Origin of the sequence: Corynebacterium camporealensis (assembly GCF_000980815.1) — a bacterium.
In the GTDB taxonomy this organism is placed as follows: Bacteria; Actinomycetota; Actinomycetes; order Mycobacteriales; family Mycobacteriaceae; genus Corynebacterium; species Corynebacterium camporealense.
This window is the reverse complement of the sequence record NZ_CP011311.1, coordinates 824823-842736: the sequence shown is the minus strand read 5'-3', so window position 1 is coordinate 842736 and position 17914 is coordinate 824823. Positions and strand designations below refer to the sequence as shown.

At 58.5% G+C, this 17914-nt stretch carries 19 protein-coding genes; 11 read left to right on the top strand and 8 right to left on the bottom strand.

What is annotated here, in order from left to right; translation table 11 throughout:
* Positions 1-12: 12 nt before the first annotated feature.
* The gene (locus UL81_RS03995) at positions 13-1143 is read left to right on the top strand and encodes an acetoin utilization protein AcuC (RefSeq protein WP_035107187.1); all 1131 of its coding nucleotides are present in this window, start codon (positions 13-15) and stop codon (positions 1141-1143) included.
* On the opposite strand, the gene UL81_RS03990 is transcribed toward UL81_RS03995, so the two are convergent.
* Together UL81_RS03990 and UL81_RS03985 are read right to left on the bottom strand one after the other, a co-directional pair.
* Positions 1140-1880, bottom strand: coding sequence for an SDR family NAD(P)-dependent oxidoreductase (locus UL81_RS03990; RefSeq protein ID WP_035107185.1), 741 nt, complete (start codon positions 1878-1880; stop codon positions 1140-1142). The genes UL81_RS03995 and UL81_RS03990 overlap by 4 nt on opposite strands.
* A gap of 21 nt (positions 1881-1901) precedes the next feature.
* A complete protein-coding gene (locus UL81_RS03985) occupies positions 1902-3110 on the bottom strand; it encodes an acyl-CoA dehydrogenase family protein (protein ID WP_035107183.1) in 1209 nt (402 codons plus the stop codon).
* Positions 3111-3291: 181 nt separating this feature from the next.
* On the opposite strand from UL81_RS03985, the gene UL81_RS03980 reads away from it, so the two are divergent.
* The 3 genes from UL81_RS03980 (at position 3292) to UL81_RS03970 (ending at position 6288) form a co-directional block, all read left to right on the top strand.
* Positions 3292-3858 (top strand): TetR/AcrR family transcriptional regulator, encoded by a 567-nt coding sequence (locus UL81_RS03980; protein WP_035107182.1) that lies wholly within the window; start codon positions 3292-3294, stop codon positions 3856-3858.
* Between the two features lie 179 nt (positions 3859-4037).
* Entirely contained in the window at positions 4038-5768 is a 1731-nt protein-coding gene (locus tag UL81_RS03975) for an AMP-binding protein (protein WP_035107181.1), read from the top strand.
* 16 nt (positions 5769-5784) lie between these two features.
* Positions 5785-6288 (top strand): MarR family winged helix-turn-helix transcriptional regulator, encoded by a 504-nt coding sequence (locus tag UL81_RS03970; protein WP_035107180.1) that lies wholly within the window; start codon positions 5785-5787, stop codon positions 6286-6288.
* A 70-nt stretch (positions 6289-6358) separates the two neighbouring features.
* On the opposite strand, the gene UL81_RS03965 is transcribed toward UL81_RS03970, so the two are convergent.
* The 4 genes from UL81_RS03965 to UL81_RS03950 form a co-directional block, all read right to left on the bottom strand.
* Positions 6359-7123 (bottom strand): enoyl-CoA hydratase, encoded by a 765-nt coding sequence (locus UL81_RS03965; RefSeq protein WP_035107179.1) that lies wholly within the window; start codon positions 7121-7123, stop codon positions 6359-6361.
* A gap of 2 nt (positions 7124-7125) precedes the next feature.
* Entirely contained in the window at positions 7126-8187 is a 1062-nt protein-coding gene (locus UL81_RS03960; protein ID WP_035107178.1) for an enoyl-CoA hydratase/isomerase family protein, read from the bottom strand.
* Positions 8187-9380 carry an acetyl-CoA C-acyltransferase gene (locus UL81_RS03955; protein ID WP_035107177.1) on the bottom strand — a complete coding sequence of 398 codons (1194 nt, stop codon included), beginning with the start codon at positions 9378-9380 and terminating at the stop codon, positions 8187-8189. The genes UL81_RS03960 and UL81_RS03955 overlap by 1 nt, the downstream gene beginning before the upstream one ends.
* Positions 9381-9465: 85 nt before the next feature.
* Entirely contained in the window at positions 9466-10335 is an 870-nt protein-coding gene (locus UL81_RS03950; RefSeq protein WP_035107175.1) for a patatin-like phospholipase family protein, read from the bottom strand.
* A gap of 43 nt (positions 10336-10378) precedes the next feature.
* Here UL81_RS03950 and UL81_RS03945 point away from each other — a divergent pair, with 43 nt between their 5' ends.
* Together UL81_RS03945 and UL81_RS03940 are read left to right on the top strand one after the other, a co-directional pair.
* On the top strand, positions 10379-10750 hold the full coding sequence (locus tag UL81_RS03945; protein WP_035107173.1) for a hypothetical protein: 372 nt from the start codon (positions 10379-10381) through the stop codon (positions 10748-10750).
* Entirely contained in the window at positions 10750-11295 is a 546-nt protein-coding gene (locus UL81_RS03940; protein ID WP_035107172.1) for a gamma carbonic anhydrase family protein, read from the top strand. The genes UL81_RS03945 and UL81_RS03940 overlap by 1 nt, the downstream gene beginning before the upstream one ends.
* On the opposite strand, the gene UL81_RS03935 is transcribed toward UL81_RS03940, so the two are convergent.
* Positions 11292-11960, bottom strand: coding sequence for a sulfite exporter TauE/SafE family protein (locus UL81_RS03935; RefSeq protein WP_035107169.1), 669 nt, complete (start codon positions 11958-11960; stop codon positions 11292-11294). The genes UL81_RS03940 and UL81_RS03935 overlap by 4 nt on opposite strands.
* A 146-nt stretch (positions 11961-12106) precedes the next feature.
* Between UL81_RS03935 and UL81_RS03930 the strand changes: the two genes are divergently transcribed.
* From UL81_RS03930 to UL81_RS03920, 3 genes are read left to right on the top strand one after another with little or no spacing between them, the layout of a single operon-like run.
* Positions 12107-13303, top strand: coding sequence for an NAD-dependent epimerase/dehydratase family protein (locus tag UL81_RS03930; protein ID WP_035107408.1), 1197 nt, complete (start codon positions 12107-12109; stop codon positions 13301-13303).
* On the top strand, positions 13303-14430 hold the full coding sequence (locus UL81_RS03925) for a glycosyltransferase family 4 protein (protein ID WP_046453283.1): 1128 nt from the start codon (positions 13303-13305) through the stop codon (positions 14428-14430). Before UL81_RS03930 ends, UL81_RS03925 begins: the two co-directional genes overlap by 1 nt.
* A complete protein-coding gene (locus tag UL81_RS03920; protein WP_035107167.1) occupies positions 14423-15535 on the top strand; it encodes a DUF6882 domain-containing protein in 1113 nt (370 codons plus the stop codon). Before UL81_RS03925 ends, UL81_RS03920 begins: the two co-directional genes overlap by 8 nt.
* Here UL81_RS03920 and UL81_RS03915 read toward each other — a convergent pair.
* Positions 15532-16566 carry a 3-hydroxyisobutyryl-CoA hydrolase gene (locus UL81_RS03915; protein WP_046453282.1) on the bottom strand — a complete coding sequence of 345 codons (1035 nt, stop codon included), beginning with the start codon at positions 16564-16566 and terminating at the stop codon, positions 15532-15534. The genes UL81_RS03920 and UL81_RS03915 overlap by 4 nt on opposite strands.
* 8 nt (positions 16567-16574) lie before the next feature.
* On the opposite strand from UL81_RS03915, the gene UL81_RS03910 reads away from it, so the two are divergent.
* Entirely contained in the window at positions 16575-17420 is an 846-nt protein-coding gene (locus UL81_RS03910) for an HAD family hydrolase (RefSeq protein ID WP_330217037.1), read from the top strand.
* A 51-nt stretch (positions 17421-17471) separates the two neighbouring features.
* The gene (locus UL81_RS03905; protein ID WP_035107165.1) at positions 17472-17798 is read left to right on the top strand and encodes a putative quinol monooxygenase; all 327 of its coding nucleotides are present in this window, start codon (positions 17472-17474) and stop codon (positions 17796-17798) included.
* The last annotated feature ends 116 nt before the right edge of the window (positions 17799-17914 follow it).

Below are 17914 nucleotides of genomic sequence, written 5' to 3'. Positions count from 1 at the left end.
AAAGACCCTGCTGTGAACACACCACTGTTATTTAGCTCCACGGAGATGCGTCGCTACTCCTTGGGCGATACGCATCCCATGGGACCAGGCCGCTTTCAGCACGCCATGGGGCTGGCGGATTATTTTGGGCTGCTGTCCGAGTTCGACGTCGTCAAGCCCCGCCCTGCGCGTACCTCGGAACTGACCTTGGTGCATACCCCGGACTACGTCGACGCCACGCGTGCGGAGGTACCCAGCGCCCGATATGGCATTGGCACGGAGGACAACCCCGCGGCGCATGGATTATCGACGGCTGCTGCCTACATCGCTGGTGCCACCCTGCAAGCTGCACAGGCGGTATGGACGGGTGACACCAACGTCGCGGTGAACCTGGCGGGTGGGCTGCATCATTCCTTCCGCGACAGCATGACTGGCTTTTGCATGTACAACGATGCGGCCGTGGCGATTCAGTGGATGCTCGACAATGGTGCCGAACGCGTGGCCTACCTAGATTTGGATGCCCACCATGGCGACGGTGTGGAAAGCATCTTCTGGGATGACCCGCGCGTGCTGACGATCTCGATTCATGAGTCGGGGTTGTATCTCTTCCCCGGTACTGGCTTCGCGCACGAGATTGGTGGCGAGCGTGCCCAAGGCACCGCTGTGAACCTGGCACTACCCCGCAACACCACTGATACCGAATGGCTCCAGGCCATTCACGCGTTGATTCCGCCGCTGCTGCGCCAATTCAAACCTCAAGTGCTGGTCTCGCAGCATGGTTCTGACCCGCATAAGGCCGATCCCCTGGCCGACCTGGACTTATCACTGGATGCCATGGCGCTGGCATACCGTTCGGTAGCAGCGTGGGCGAAGAAGCTCGCTGAAGATCGCTGGATTGCCCTGGGCGGCGGTGGCTACCGCATGGATTCTGTGGCCCGTGCGTGGGTTCAAGTAATTGCGGCTGCAGCGGAGGTCGAACTGCCGGCAAACAGCACAATGCCTTCCGGGTGGGAGGGCAGCAAGACGATTGGTGATGAAGGCGTTGACCTGGATGTGCTCAACGAATTTGGCCCCCAGAACATCATCACCAGTTGCCCGCACGCTGCGTTAACGCAGACGACGAAGGCGGTGTTTCCGTACTGGGGGCTGCGACCTTATGGTTAACGCGGCGGCATGCGCAGCGCACCGTCAAGGCGGATAGTCTCGCCGTTGAGGTAGTCGTTGTCGATAATCGACAGCACCAGGCGCGCGAATTCCTCCGGGTGAGCCAGGCGGCGCGGGAACTGTACTCGCGCTGCCAGCTCCTCACGGAACTCTTCGCTAATCTGCGCCATCATCGGGGTTTCCACCACGCCCGGCGCAATGGAATTCACGCGGATGCCGCGGGAAGCCAGGTCGCGCGCTGCGGTAATCGACAGCGAGTGCACCGCACCCTTGGATGCAGCGTACGCTGCCTGACCAACCTGGCCTTCGAAAGCGGCAACCGAGGCGGTATTGATGATGACGCCGCGCTGGCCTTCATCGTCAAGGGGCTCCGCGTCAGACATTGCCTGCGCTGCAGCAGACAGCACGTGGAAAGTACCGCGCAGGTTCACATCCAGCACCTTGGCGAACAGGTCCGGCGAATGCACGCCCGAACGGCCCAAGATACGTGCTGAAGGGCAAATACCCGCGCAATTCACTGCAACGCGCACCGGGGATTCAGCCTGTGCGACAGCCTCGTTCACGGCCTCCGGGTCGGTCACGTCAACCTCGACGTAGCGAACACCTTCGACCTCCTCGCCCTTCTGCAGGTCCAGGCCGATGACCGAAGCACCAGCTTCAGCCAGGGCCTTCGCCACAGCAGCGCCCAGACCAGACGCTGCACCGGTGACCACCGCGGTGGAGTTATTCAATTGCATGGGTTTACTCTCTTTCTGGTTTTAGACGAAGGCAGATACACCGGTAATGGCGCGGCCGACGATCAGTGAGTTGATGTCGTAGGTTCCCTCGTAGGTAAACAGGACCTCGGCATCGCTCATCATTTTGGACAGGTCGTATTCGGTGAGAATGCCGTTGCCACCGCCGATGTTGCGGCCAGCTGCCGCCGATTCACGTGCCAAACGAGTGGTCGTGGACTTTGCCAGTGCTGCGAAAGGCATCTCGAGCTTGTCTTCTTCCTGGATGGTGGCGACCTGCGCCATCATTGCCAGCGATGCAGAAGCATTGCCCAAGATGCGGGCGAGCTGTTCCTGCACGAGCTGGAACTTCGCGATGGGGCGACCGAACTGCTCGCGCTTGACCGCGTACTCACGGGCCTTGTCGAAGATGCCCAGCTGCAAGCCAGCACCCTGCCAACCGACCCATGCGCGGGAAGAGCACAGGAAGTCGTTGACGTTGGCAAAGGAACGGGCGCCCGGAATGATGTTTTCTTCCGGAATCACCACGTTGTCGAAGACCAGGTCGGCGTTCTGCATGATGCGCAGGCCCATCTTGCGGCTAATCTTCGTCCGGGTTACGCCCTCGCGGTCCAGTTCAACGATGAAAGCTTTGATTTCCTGGTCGGTGGTATCGCGTGCGAAAAGAATGGCGAAGTCCGCGAAGGTACCGGCACCAATCCAGCGCTTCTCACCGTTGATCTTCCAGCCTTCTTCGGTGCGTTCTGCGGTCGTGGACAGACCACCGGCGATATCGGAGCCAGAGCCTGGCTCAGTCAGCGCAAAGCAGCCCACGTTTTCAAACTTCCGCAGGCCCGGCAGCCATTTGTCGCGCTGCTCATCCGAACCCAACTGGTTAATCAAGCCGACAATGAGCTCGTTGTGGATGCCGACTAGAGCCGACAGGGATACATCGGCACGAGTCATCTCGGCGTAGACCAAACCGCGGAAAAGACGAGAGGTATCTTCCAACTCGATTTGTCCCAGGCCAGCATCCGCCAGTGCAGGCAGCAGATCAAAGGGAAGTTCCTCGCGATCCCAGTACTCGCCGACGTTGGGGCGAATCTCGGTCTGCAGGAACTCATGGATCTCTTGCAGGCGCTCACGCTCTTCCGGAACCAAGCGGTCGGCTACGGACAAGATATCGGCGTGTGGGTACTTGATGTTTTCCAGGTGCTGTCCCAGAGGATGCTGGGTGTCCAAAATCGGTGGCATGGTCTCGCTCCTTGCTCTTGTGCCCGAAGTCTTGGCTTGACTGCAGCCAAGCTGTCGTCGCGTGAATAGTACGATATAAAGGAAAACAGTACACCTACGAGTGTTCCACGTCACGCCTTTTGGGAGCTTTTCTCGAACGATTTATCATTTACCCAGCTCAGAACCACACAATGGAGACGCCATGCCACAGTCACTCACCCCGCGCCAACGCGAACTTTTCAATAGCCTGCTTAACAATTTCCTCAAAGAAGGCTTTGCTGGATTCACCATCGATAAGGCTGCACAGCGCTACCATTGCTCGAAATCCACCATCTATGCACTGGGTAAGACACGAGACGAAATCGTCCACCGCGTACTAGTGAGCTTCTTTAAAGAAATCGCTCGCCGCACCGAACTCGCACCCCACCCGAAAAGCTCACACGAGCAGCGCCTCGCTGCCTACTTTACTACGATTAGCAACACCCTATCCCCAGCTAGCCCTGCTTTTATGAGGGACCTTGCCTCCGAACCGGTGGCGCAGAAGATCTACGCGCTTAACACCAAGATGGCGACGGAGAAAATTCACCAACTTATCGACGATGGCGTAGCCGCCGGCGAATTCACCGCCGACAACATCGCCCTTCTCCCCCAGCTCATTCACCGCACCATGCTGGACATTCAACAAGGCCATTACTCCGAACTACTCAACCCAGCAGAGGCTTACGAGAAGTTCGGTCAGCTAGTTCTCCACGGCATCACCGCCCGTTAACCAGCACTTCCGCCATCGTCGGTTAATTATTTCTCCAATCTCCTGGAATTTACTTCGAGTTCAAACTAAGCTCGAGTGCGACCCATCTCACATAACTGGGTAAGTGTTTCCTAGACAACCAAGTTGGACTAGCGAACACGAACCGTGGGAGCACGCATCTAGAAATGGAGGAGTCCACCATGACCGACGTCACCCAGGAGTTCAAAAAGGCACGCGACCAGCTACTGGAGCAGCGAACCAACTACGAAGAGGCACGCGCTAACTTCAGCTGGCCACAGTTCGAACACTTCAACTTCGCGACTGATTGGTTCGACTTCCTAGGCGAGGATCCTGAAAGCAAGAACAAGCCTGCTCTAGTTATTTGCGAAAGCGACGGCAGCAGCTCGCGCCGTAGCTTTAGTGATCTTTCCCGCCGTTCCAAGCAATTGGCACATTGGCTGTCTGAGCAGGGCGTTAAGCGCGGCGACCGCGTGATGCTCATGCTCAATAACCAGGTCGAGCTCTGGGAATCCATGCTCGCATGCATCAGGGGCGGCTTCGTTCTTAACCCGGCAACTGCCATGTTGGGAACGGCAGACCTACAAGACCGTACTGAGCGCGCCGAGGTCTCCTGGGTTATCGCCAACCCGGAGGATGCGTCCAAGTTCGAAGAAGTTACCGGCGATTTTTCTGTCATTCAGGTCGGCGATGAAGAACCCGCACAGTCTTCCCACCCGACTCTGCGTTACTCCGATTCCTTTAACGCGCCAGAAGAGTTCGAGCCTTCCGAACACACGAGTGCCGATGACACGCTGCTGCTCTACTTCACCTCAGGCACGACCTCCAAGGCGAAGCTGGTGGAGCATACCCACACCTCTTACCCGGTTGGCCACCTGTCCACCATGTACTGGATTGGTCTCGAGCCTGGCGATGTTCACCTCAACGTTGCCGCCCCTGGTTGGGCAAAGCACGCATGGTCGAATTTCTTCGCACCGTGGATCGCAGGTGCAACCATCTTCTTGTACAACTACTCCCGCTTCGATGCCATCGCTCTGATGGAGAAGATGGACGAGGAAGGTGTCACCAGCTTCTGTGCCCCACCTACTGTCTGGCGCATGCTGGTCCAGGCGGACCTGAACCGTCTGCAGAACCCGCCGAAGAAGCTGGTTGCTGCCGGCGAGCCGCTGAACCCAGAGCTCATTTCCACTATCGAGAAGTCCTGGAACACTTCTGTACGCGATGGCTTCGGTCAGACTGAGACCACCGTGCAGATCGCGAACACTCCGGAGCAGAAGGTCAAGCCTGGTTCCATGGGCCGTCCACTGCCGGGCTTCGAGGTTGAACTCATCGACCCGGCTACTGGCGAGAAGGGTGATACCGGCGAAATCTGCCTGAAGCTCGACCCACGCCCGGTCGGCCTGACCAAGGGCTACTACGGCGACGAAGCCAAGAACGCTGAGGTCTTCCGCGATGGTTACTACCACACTGGTGATACCGCGGAACGTGATGAAGACGGCTACATCTTCTACATCGGTCGTGCCGATGACGTGTTTAAGGCATCCGACTACCGCCTCTCCCCCTTCGAGCTGGAATCCGTGGTCATTGAGCACCCAGCTGTTGCCGAGGTGGCCGTTGTGCCATCGCCGGACCCAATTCGCTACGCAGTTCCGAAGGCTTATGTCGCACTGACCTCCAAGTACGAGCCAACGGCTGAGACCGCCGAGTCCATCCTGAAGCACTGCCGTGGTGCGCTGGCACCGTACAAGCGCATTCGCCGCCTGGAGTTCTATGAACTGCCCAAGACCGTCTCCGGCAAGATTCGCCGTGTGGACCTGCGTAAGCGCGAAGATGAAATTCACGCAGAAGACGGCGGTAAGACCACGTCGAAGACTGAGTACTCGGATGCCGATTTCCCGAATCTGAAGGGCTAATCGTTAAAATCGGCACATGCCAGAACGCAGAGACAATCTTGCGGAAGCTCGCAGACAATGGGCCCGCCACTACTCCCCCGAAGGAGCACGCGGGCTCCATTCTGTATCTTCTTTAGGCCGTGCTGCCCACCTGCTGCGCACCGCCGCTGAGGAAGCACTTGCTCCTTACGGCATAAGCTTTGCACAGTTCGAGCTGTTGCAATTGCTGATGTGGTCGCGCTCAGGCGGGCTTCCCATGTCCAAGATCAGTGCGCGTTTACACCTTCCGCCCGCCTCACTGACACATACTGTCGTACGCTTAGAATCCCAAGGCCTGCTCGAGCGAGTGGCAAATCCTCAGGACAAGCGCTCTACTCTTCTCTCGATTACCGACCAAGGAATCGTCCTTACGGCATCAGCTGGTCCTGCTTTAGATGCTTTCTTCGCGGACATTCCCGTGGAACCACAAGTCCACGACGCATTAATCGCGTGCACGGATACCATCCGTAAAAGCTACGGCGATAAAGTCCAGGAGCTTTAAAACCTCCAATGCCCGGTGCAATTGCACCGGGCATTGTTGTTGCTGCGCTTGTACGCGAGCGCTTTAACGTTTAGCTGTGGCTAAAGTTCGCATCGCGCTTCTCGGAGAAGGCGGCCATGCCTTCCTTCTGGTCGTTGGAGGCAAAGATGGAGTGGAAGGTGCGACGCTCATAGAGCAGACCCTGCGCGAGCTGGGTTTCAAAGGCAGTGTTGATCTGCTCCTTGATCATCGTGGTAGCCACCAGGGACTTGCCGGCGATGGTCTCGGCGATTTCTAGAGCCTTATCTTCCAGCTCTTCGACCGGATGCACGCTGGCGACCAGGCCTGCACGCTCAGCTTCCTGGGCATCCATCATGCGGCCGGTCAGGCACATTTCCATAGCCTTGGCCTTGCCGACAGCCTTGGTCAGACGCTGGGAACCGCCCATGCCCGGGGTAACGCCGAGGTTGACCTCAGGCTGGCCGAACTTGGCCTTTTCGCCGGCAACGATGAAGTCGCACATCATCGCCAGCTCGCAGCCGCCACCCAGTGCGAAGCCGTTAACGGCAGCAATCACTGGCGTGCGCACGCGGGTCAGTACGTCCCAGCCGGCAAACCAGTCGGTTTGAAACATCTCAGTGGCATTCTTCGACGCCATTTCCTTAATGTCCGCCCCCGCAGCGAATGCCTTCTCGCTACCGGTGATGATGATGGCGCCAATCGCATCGTCCTGGTCGAACTTGGTTGCGGCCTCGGTGACCTCAATCATCGTGTCGTGATTCAGCGCGTTGAGCGCTTTCGGACGATTCAAGCGAATAATGCCTACGCGGCCTTTGGTTTCAGTCTGGATGCTCATGGTTATGCCTTTCCTAACTTGTTGTTTACTGCGTCAAAGTCCGGACCTTGGATGTCCGAATGTGCTTCGAAGATGTCGTCCACCAAGTCTGCCGGAACCTTGTTTGTCTCGTCGTAGGTCCAGTTTGGCTTGCGGTCTTTGTCGATGATCTGGGCGCGAATACCCTCAACGAATTCTGGGTGGCGCTGCATGTTGATTGACATCCAGAATTCTTGCTCGAGAACCTCCGCAAGGCTCTTACCTTGGTTCTGCTTCAGTGCCTGCTGGGTGACCTTGACTCCTAGCGGCGAGTTACGGCGAATGCGCTTCGCGGCCTTGGCTGCCCAATGCTCGTCGTCGTTCTTTTCTGCCAGCTCGTCGAGCGCATGCAGGTTGTCTTCAACGGAATCGCCCGAGTAAGCCTGCGCAATCTCGTCGGCATTGCCGTCGAAAGCAGGCGCTGGTTCCGCAGCGTAGTTCTTCACTACCTCCGGATCAGCTGTCTTGATGAATTCTTCGACGAACTCTTCCAGCTTGTCCTGCGGAACGTAATAGTCGGCAAAGCCAGTAGCAATCGCTTCGGCGGCACCAACGTGACTTGCGGTATAAGCCAAGTGCTTGCCCAAGTCAGTCTTGGACAGCAGGTAAGAACCGCCGGCATCCGGGGAATAACCAATGCCGACCTCTGGCATACCGACGCGGGAATCATCGGTGACGATTCGGTAGTCGCCATGTGCGGATACGCCTACGCCACCGCCGAGTACGATGCCGTGCATCAAGGCCACATAGGGCTTCGGGTACTCGCTGATGAGGTAGTTGAGCTCGTACTCGCTCTTCCAGAACTCAGCGCCTTCGCTGCCACCCTGCTTGGCGTCGTGGTACAGCGATGCGACATCGCCACCAGCGCACAGGCCCTTCTCACCCGCACCGCGTACGAGAACTGCCTTAACTTCCGGGTCATTCGCCCAGGCATACAGCTGTTCTTGCAGGGCATAAATCATGTCCTGGTCCAAAGCGTTGAGTGCCTTTTGTCGGTCCAGGGTAAGGATGCCGACTTGGCCGCGTACTTCATGTTGAATCGTCATTATTCTGCCTCCAATAAGATTGCTTCGCCTTGGCCGCCACCGCCGCACAGGCCGACTCCAGCGCGTTCAATGTTGGCCTTTGCCAGCTGGTGGACTGCATGCACGACCAGTCGTGCACCAGAAGCACCAATCGGGTGACCAATAGCGATGGCACCACCCTGTGGGTTGACCTCATCGACTTCCACACCGAGCACGTGAGCAGAGTGCACGACGACGGCAGCGAAAGCCTCATTGATTTCGATGTGGTCGAGGTCCTCAGCCAGCCAACCTTGGCGGTCCAGCGCTGCTTGCAGGGCATTAGCGGGCTGTGCCTGCAGTGAGGAATCAGGACCGGCGACCTGACCGACAGCGCGCAGGGTCGCCAGCGGGGTCCAGCCTTCTTCTTCCGCGGTTTCCGCAGTACACAGGACAACAGCCGCAGCACCATCCGACAGTGGCGAGGAATTGCCTGCGGTAATCGTGCCTTCTTTGGCAAAGACTGGACGCAGGTCGGACAAGGACTCCTCGGTGACGTTGTCGCGTACGCCTTCATCGGAATCTACGACCGTGGTCGACCGGCGGGTCTCTACGGTGACAGGTGCGACTTCCTTCGCGAACCACTCCGTACTGTGTGCGCGCTTAGCGCGCTGATGAGAAAGCGCTGCGCAGCGGTCTTGTTCCTCGCGGGTCGCGGGATAACGGTCGGCATCCTTTTCGGTGAGCTCACCCATGGAGATGCCAGTATCAGCTGCGCGCAGACCGTCGTATTCGATGTGGTCCGCGGTAGACAACTCACCGTACTTAGTGCCGGTACGCGTGTTGCGAATCAGGTGCGGTGCCTGGCTCATCGACTCCATGCCACCGGCGACGACGACGCGGGCTTCACCCGAGCGCAACAGGCGTGCGCTGTCGATAATCGCGGTGAGACCAGACAGGCACACTTTGTTCACACTCGAAGTATGCGCATTGGGGCTAATGCCTGCGCCTAAGGCTGCCTGCTTCGCCGGGTTTTGACCCACTCCGGCAGAAAGCACCTGGCCCAGATGCACTGCATCTACGGCTTCTGCGGGGACACTTCCCTGCTCTAAAGCAGCTCTAATCGCGTGGCTAGCCAGTTGCGGCGCGGTCAAGGAAGATAACGCACCACGAAACTTGGTAAAGGGCGTTCTAGCAGCACCAACGACCACAACATCGGTGGGTTGAGGCTTCGTCATCGTAGACACCTTCTTTCTGTACGAACTTTCTAGAAATCGTACAGCCAAGATGTGGCTTACGCCACCCTTCGGGCAAAAAGGTGAACTAGCCCTCGAGAAATCCCTTCCACGCAGGCCATTCTTCTTCCATCTGTGCCTTGCCGACGTTGTAGTTAGCCCACAGCTTCGGGACCTTGCGCTCGGTGGAGGTGACCTGCATGTCGTTCGGGAAGAACAGGTAGGCGCGGCCTTGTTCTTCCAGCTCCAGCAGGCGCTGCTTAGCGGCGTTGTAAATCGGTGGACGGGCAATCATAGCTTCGCCGATGGCAGGATTCTTGCGGAACAGCCGGCGCAGCATTTCCGGGCGACTTACTTCGGGACGGATGTAATCGCGCGGCTTGGTGCCAAGAAAGAAGAACTTCTTAAAGCCAGCCTTTTCGGCCTGCTCAATACTGATGCCGCCGCTATCGCCCAGTGCGCCGTCGACATAAGGCACGCCATCGATAACACGCATGGGCATAATCAGCGGCAGGGTGGACGAGGCGCGTACGCACATAAACAGGTCCGCCGGGCTGTGGAAATCCTTGCGCGTCCAGTAGACGGATTCGCCGGTATCGGCACGGGTAGCAGCGATATTGGCCTCACCGGGATGGTTACAGAAAGCCTCCCAGTCGAAGGGCAGATCCTTATCGGCCGCCTTTTCGTAGATGAACTCCGCGTTGAAATAACCGGTACCGCGCAGCAGGGAGCTCACACCGCCGAAGCTGGGGTTGTTCACAAAGTCGGTAAAAGAATCCCGGGTGCGTTTTACATCGCGGGAAAGGTAATTAACTGTATGGGAGGAACCAGCAGAGACACCGCCCACCCAGCCGAAGTCGATGCCTTCTTCAATGAACTTCACTAGAGCGGGTGCGGTGTAGGAATTGCGGGTTCCGCCGCCTTCAATGACTAGGGCCGTATCCGAAGCATCAATCATAAAAGTCCACTTTACCAACAAAAATGTCGATACACTGACGAGCATGGGATTGATGGATAAGCTGCGCGAGCTTACCGGCAAGGGGCCGCGCTTGGCGGAAATTGATGTAGATGCGCGTGAGGTGGGCATCGATAAGCTGCGGGTACGTACCGCAGAAACGATGGTCATCTTGGAAACCAATAACACGGGCGCAGCGCTAATTCGCGAGATTGCGCGCTCGGGTGAGGCGGTGACGCTGAAGTCATCGGAAAGCACGGTGCACTTCAGCCCTTCCAAGCAGAAGCGCCTGCCCGTGCGTGACCCGAAGCGAGGCTGGGTGCTTGCCTTGGACAAGGAGTTAAGCGCCGCGCTTGCCGATGTCCCCGATGCCGGCGACTACGAAATCTCCCCGGCCTTGGCAGTGGTGGTGGAATAGTGTTGATTCTTCCCTACCAAGGCAAGACCCCACGGGTGCATCGCAGCGCCTGGATTGCACCGAATGCCACGCTGATTGGGGATGTGGAAATCGGTCCGGATTCCTCGGTCTTTTATGGCGCAGTCCTGCGTGGCGATGCCGGCCCGATTCGGCTCGGCGCGCGCGTGAACATCCAGGACAACTGTGTGCTGCACGTGGACCGAGATGCACCTTGCACGCTCGAAGATGACGTCACGGTTGGCCACATGGCAATGCTGCACGGCACGCACGTGGGCGCGGGTTCGCTCGTCGGCATGCAGGCCACGGTGCTGTCGCGTTCCACAATTGGCCCCGGTTCGCTGATTGCCGGCGGCGCAGTGGTGCTAGAAGGCATGGACATCCCGGCGCGCAGTTTGGCTGCAGGTGTGCCAGCGAAGGTGCGCCGTGAACTCAGCGAGGAAGAATCCGCCGCCTTTATCCCGCACGCAGGTCGTTACGTGGAATACTCCCGCAACCAGGCAGATGTGTCTGAGGCGCTTAAGCTTGACGATGTCCGCTTTGACTAGCCCGGCAGCGTCGCCAAGCTAGCAATACCCATGACCACCAGGAAGACTGCAACAGCGTAACCACCGACTAAGGCGACCTGGGTGCTGTTGCGGCGTGCGGCGAGGAAGAGCTGGCCGGCTTTGCTTTCTGGTTTGGCTCGGACCAGGGCAATAAATAGGCCGACGATGGTGGGCAGGGACAGCGCCAGCGTCGCGTAGAGCAACAAGCCAACGTATTGCATCGGCTGGCTTAAGTCCGTGGCAGCCAAGAACATCAGTCCGTAGTAGAAGGGCACGGACGTCAGCGACTGAATAACGCCCATCACAAAGCCCACCAGTGCCGTGGTGAACGATGGTTCCTGCAATGGCACCAGAAGTTTACGAATCAGCCCGTTGGATTCGCCGCGGGAACGCCAGGCCATAATGCCAAGTGCGATACCGACGATGATGAGCACGATGCCTGCGATGGGTGATTCCAGCAGGGCCTGAATCTGATCGCGGACGCCGAGCAAGAAAAACAGCACCACGGTGGAGGCAACGAGCACGCCGAACCAGTCGCCGACCACCACGAGCGTGGCGATCTTGCGGTATTTACCCCGAGGCAACATGATGCCGATAGCCACCAGAATGCCAATGAGCAAGGCATTGATGGAATCACCGAGGGCATATAAAACGGCGTGCAACATGCGGGCTATCTTACCGGCGCTGACCACAGGGCTGGAATCATCAGGATTTTACGCAGAGTTCACCCAGCTAATCACTACTCAAACCGCAGGTTGGGCTAGGATTGATGGGTACTTTTGTTCCGACCACAGTTTTGGAGATTGTCACAGTGAAGGTAGCTATTCTGGGCGGCGATGGATTCTGCGGATGGCCAGCATCTCTTTATCTTTCAGACCAGGGCCACGAGGTCGTCATCGTCGACAATCTCTCCCGACGCGCCATCGACGACGAGCTCGGCGCGGAGTCGCTGACCCCGATCGTCTCGATTGAAGAGCGCATCGCTGCCTGGGAAGAAGTCTCCGGCAACAAGCTGGGTTTCAAGAAACTTGACGTCGCGCAGGACTACGACGGCCTGCTGGAATTCCTCAACACCGAGCGCCCGGATGCGGTCGTGCACTTCGCCGAGCAGCGCGCCGCTCCGTATTCGATGAAGAATTCGCGCACCAAGCGCTACACGGTGGATAACAACATCAACGCCACCCACAACCTGCTGGCCGCCATCGTGGAATCTCGTCAGGATATCCACGTCGCCCACCTGGGCACCATGGGTGTCTACGGCTACGGCACCGCTGGTATGGAAATCCCGGAAGGCTACCTGGACGTCACTGTCCAGGTCGAGGGCAAAGACCCAGTCGAGCAGTCCATTCTCTACCCTTCCAACCCGGGCTCGGTCTACCACATGACCAAGGTTTTGGATCAGCACCTGTTTGCTTACTACGCCAAGAACGATGAGCTGCGTATTACCGACCTGCACCAGGGCATCATCTGGGGCACCCACACCCCGCAGACCGAGCGCGATGAGCGCCTGATCAACCGCTTCGATTACGACGGCGACTACGGCACCGTGCTCAACCGCTTCCTCATTCAAGCCGGTATCGGTTACCCACTGACCGTGCACGGCACCGGTGGTCAGACCCGCGCGTTCATCCACATTCGCGACATGGTCCGCTGCATCGAACTGGCCCTGCAAAACCCGCCGGAGCGCGGCGATCGCGTGAAGATCATCAACCAGATGACCGAAACCCACCGCGTGCGTGACCTGGCTGAGCTGGTCGCCAAGATTTCCGGCGCGGAAGTCGCCTATGTTCCAAACCCACGCAAGGAGTCCGCGGAGAACGAACTGCACGTTGCCAACGACACCTTCCTGCGCCTGGGCCTGGAACCAACCACCCTGTCCGAAGGCCTGCTGCAGGAGGTCGAAGAGGTTGCGCGTCGTTATGCCGACCGCGCTGACCGCTCCAAGATTCCCGCCCAGTCGCTGTGGACTAAGCAGCAGGCAGCGGGTGTTCCGGAGAACCTGCGTTAATGCGCATCGCAATCGTCACCGAGGTCTTCCTGCCCAAAATCGACGGCGTGGTCACCCGCGTGACCCGCACGTTGGAACAGCTGGCTGAACTCGGCCACGAGGTGCGCATCTTCGCTACCGGCAAACCCCCTGCGCAATACGCCAGTTTTGAAGTCACCCGCATTCCGAGCCTGTCGCTGTGGGTCTACCCGGAGATCCAATTCGGTCTGCCGTCGTGGAAGTTCTTCAAAGAAATCCGCGACTTCGACCCGGATGTCATCCACGCGGTCAATCCCATCTGGACTGCCGCGTTGGGTGTCTTTGCCTCCCAACGCGACGCCGTGCCGCTGGTAGCCAGCTTTCACACCAACGTCCCCGAATACGTTGACGCACTCGGCATCGGCTGGACTCGTCCGCTGACTGAGAAGGCCATTCGCTACTTACACAACCAAGCGCAGGTGAACCTGTGCACCTCTGGTCCGATGGTCGACAAGGCCACCGACATGGGTATGCACAACGTCAAGCTCTGGCCCAAGGCCGTCGACACGGTTGGCTACCACCCGGACAAGGCCACCGCAGACATGCGCGCCAAGCTCACCGGCGGTCACCCGGAAGCCCCACTGGTCACCTACATCGGCCGCGTGTCCAAGGAAAAGGACTTGGAGCGCCTCAACCACGTCATGCAGTTAGTGCGGGAAGAGCGTGCCGACGCACGCCTCGCCATCGTCGGCGATGGCCCTTACCTGAACCACCTGCGCGACAGCTTCGATCCATCCTTCACAGTCTTTACCGGTTACCTGTCCGGTGCGGAACTGCAAGCCGCCTTCGCCGTTGGCGATGTCTTCGTCTTCCCTTCTGCCACGGAAACCCTCGGCCTAGTCGCCTTGGAGTCCTTCGCCTCCGGCGTACCCGTCGTCGGAACCAATGCCGGCGGTATCCCCTTCATCATTGATGAGGGCACCACCGGCCATCTCATCGACGCTGATGCTAACGATGCCGCCTGGGCCAACGCCGTGGTGGCATTGCTTAACGATGACACCACCCGCCAGACCATGGGTGCCGCTGCCCGCGCTGAGGCTGAGAAGTTCTCTTGGCGCGAATCCACCAATGCACTTGTTGCTGCCTACGAGGAAGCTATCGATGTCTAGCCTGCTCAACGAATTCGCCTTCCGTATCACCGGCATTGACCTGGAATTTAAAAAGCAGGTCGGCCCCATCACAGGCACCGAATTCAACTTCCACACCGATGAGACCGACCAAGCAGTCGATGTCCGCATCCACAACAAAAGCGGTGTTAAAGACTTCAACGGAATCCGCCTGGCCACTATCGCCAACGGCCAGTGGCAGTGGCGGGCGACCACCGATACTGAACACTCGGACGAGCTTTTCCACGAGCCACTGCCCTATCACCCGCAGATGCTCGATTTCGCTCAAGCAGCCGTGGCTGGCCGCCCGGTACTCCTCGCGGAACAAAAGACCGAGAACGGCACCCAGCAAGCAGTCGTTGCCATTGACTTTGATGACTCCGCACCCAGCCCACAAGCGATTATCGCTGGTGTAGAACGCTTCTCAGGCAGCATTGATGAAATCGCTGCCCTGCACGGATTCGCCGAAGCCAACGACTTGGGCATTGAAGAATCAGCCCAAGGCGCAAAGCTGTCCGATCGCACCGAGGTTCGCATCCTCGACGACCACATCGTCGCCGCGGGCACGCAACAACCCGAAGACGTACTCGCCGATGCACACTTCTTCTCCGTCGAGCAGCACTTCTACAACTCCGCGACGTTTCCGAACTTAAGCGCCACGCTGCGCGATACCAGCGGCAGCGCAACGTGTACCTCGGGCAACAACAGCTTCGATGCCCGCGCACAGGTCATCGCCGTCATCGACGGCAACACCTTCCGCTGGGCCTGGGCTGTCCCCGAACTGCAACAGACCCCAGTTGCTCAAGCATCACTGCGTATCCGCAACTACGGCCGGCAGCATCTCCTCGCCGATCTGGTGCGCCCACAGGTACCAGTAACCCGCGCCTTCCACTTCCAGCTCCAACGCATGGCCATGCGCATTGTCAGCACCTGGACACTGGCCGAAGTCGACTACCAAGGCAAGGTCGCCCTCGTCCTACTAGACGCACCGCAACTGCACATGCCGCCTGCCACCCCAACCACGCAGGCTGCAACGCTTAACGTTGCAGTTCCCGACGGCGTCGACAGGCAGCGCGCCCAAAAGGAATACGAGCGCCTACGAGGCTAGGAGCCTAACGCCTCGCGGATAGCGTCGATATCAACGTCCGAAATCTCAGACGGGTTAAAGCTGGCGTCCCTGGTCTTGTCCACCAGGACGGCGCGAATGCCTTCGGCGAAGTCGTCGCGACGCAGCATGTACTTGCCCAGGGCCAGCTCGTAGTCGAGGGCTTCGCGGACACTACCTGCGCCTTCCTCGGCGCGGAAGAGCTCGGCTGCAGCCACAATCGAGGTCGGGCATGCACCATCGAGCAGCTTGCCCACTTCCTCGCGCAGCTCATCATGCTTTTCCAAACGCTTGGAAATCTCTTCCCAGGTCGCTGGCGCGAAGGCATCCTCAATGGCGTCGATGTTCTCCGACAGCGGCGCCTTGGTGTCCTCTGGCAGCGTCGCATGAGTCGACAGTGCGGACTCCAGGCCCTCGTCGATAACGGACTTCGCGAAGGCCTCAGCGTCCTCCACGTAGTGAGTCGCAATACCGGTCCACAGCAGGTCCGCGGCGTACTGGCGGTAGCCGGTAATACCCCAGAACTTCGCCAGTGCTGGCGAGGAAGCATTGCGGGTACCAATGGCACGCTGGGCGGCATAAGCTACGCCCACATCGGTGATGTAGCCAATGGCCATCTCCGGCATGGAGGCAAAGGTCTTATCGGTAACCACGCGATGGGAACCGTGGACTGAAATACCCAGGCCACCACCCATCACGACGCCATCGAGAATCGCGATATAAGGCTTCGGGTAATCAGCAATCGTCGCGTTGAGCGTGTACTCGTTTTCAAAGAAAGCATCGACCTCATCGAGCTTGCCGTCGAGTACGCCATCGCGTGCAGCGCGCACGTCGCCACCTGCGCAGAAAGCCTTCTCATTAGTGGAGACAACGAGGACCTGCTCGACCTCATCGTTGTCGCGCCACTCTTCCAGCGCGCTCAGGATTGCATCAATCATTTCCGGGTTCAAGGAGTTCAATGCCTTGGGGCGGTCGAGCTCCACGACTCCGGTATGGTTACGGACGAATGTGTTCACGGTTTGTGCTTTAGTCATGCGCTCCAGTGTTCCACATCACACACATCTTTGCTACCCTTTACAACAAGATTGGCTCAGGTTTGCTACCTCAACTTATTGCTTTGGACATGGACGGCACCCTCCTGGATGCCGAGGGCAACATCCCGCCTGGTTTCGATGAAATCACCACGCTTGCCGATGCCCACAGCGTCACCCTCCTGCCCGCCTCCGGCCGCCAATTGGCCACGCTGCAGGCGATGTTCCCGGAACATAAATCCTTCCTCGCAGAAAACGGCACCGTCGTCATGCACGAAGGCAACATCGTGGCGACTTCTCCCCTCTCGGATGAGGTCACCGATTCCATCCGTAAGCGCTTGCGTTCCGTGGCGGTGGAGCACACCATCGTCGTATGCACCCCGGAGACCGCGTATGTCGAACGCGGTGTCAGCGATGCTGCGGAAGAAGAACTCGCTAAGTATTACCGCAGCGTCACCTGGGTCGACTCCTTGGATGAGGCACCTCGCGGTCAAACCATCAAGGTCGCAGTCTTTTGCGCCGACGGCAGCGAAAAGCACCTCGCTAAGCCACTGCGCGAAGCCGCACCCGATGACAACGTCGCGGTGTCCGGCAAAGTCTGGGTTGATGTCATGGCTGCTGGCGCCCACAAGGGCACGGGCCTGCGCAAGCTTGCCGATGCCTTAAACATCAACATCGCAAATACCGCCGCCTTTGGTGATTTCCTCAACGACCTAGAGCTCCTCCAAGCAGCGGGCACGGCCATCGCCATGGAGAACGCTCATCCCGCGCTCAAAGAAATTGCCGATTACATTGCCCCACCGAATACCGAGTACGGCGTGATAAAGGTACTACGCGACTGGTTCGACGAATCCTAAGGCTGCGCAGGGCCACAGCAGGAAAAGGTAGACGTTGTTAGACTGGGCCACATGATTTTCATCAACGTTCAGTTCCACGTTAAGCCCGAGTACGCAGACACCTTCCTCGACGAGATCGACTGGTACACCAAGGCCTGCAACGCCGAAGAGGGCTGCTTGGACTTCAAGTGGTTCCGTGATCCGGAGGACAACCAGCGCTTCCTGCTGCTGGAGACCTACGCCGACGGCAAGGACGAAGACCACGTCAACAGCGATCACTTCAAGCGCTCCTGCGTAGAGTTCCCGAAGTACCTGCTGGAGACCCCAAGCATCATCAACTTCCACATCGACGGTAAGACCGAGTGGGACGAGATGGCCGAGTACAAGGTAGAAAGCTAAAGCTTTCTACGCCGAGGGGAAATCGCGCAGCGATTTCCGTTCTCCACGCGGAAAGTGGACAGCTTTCCACGGCAAAGGAAAAGTCCTTAGCTAGCACCTCCTGGTGCCGGCTAAGG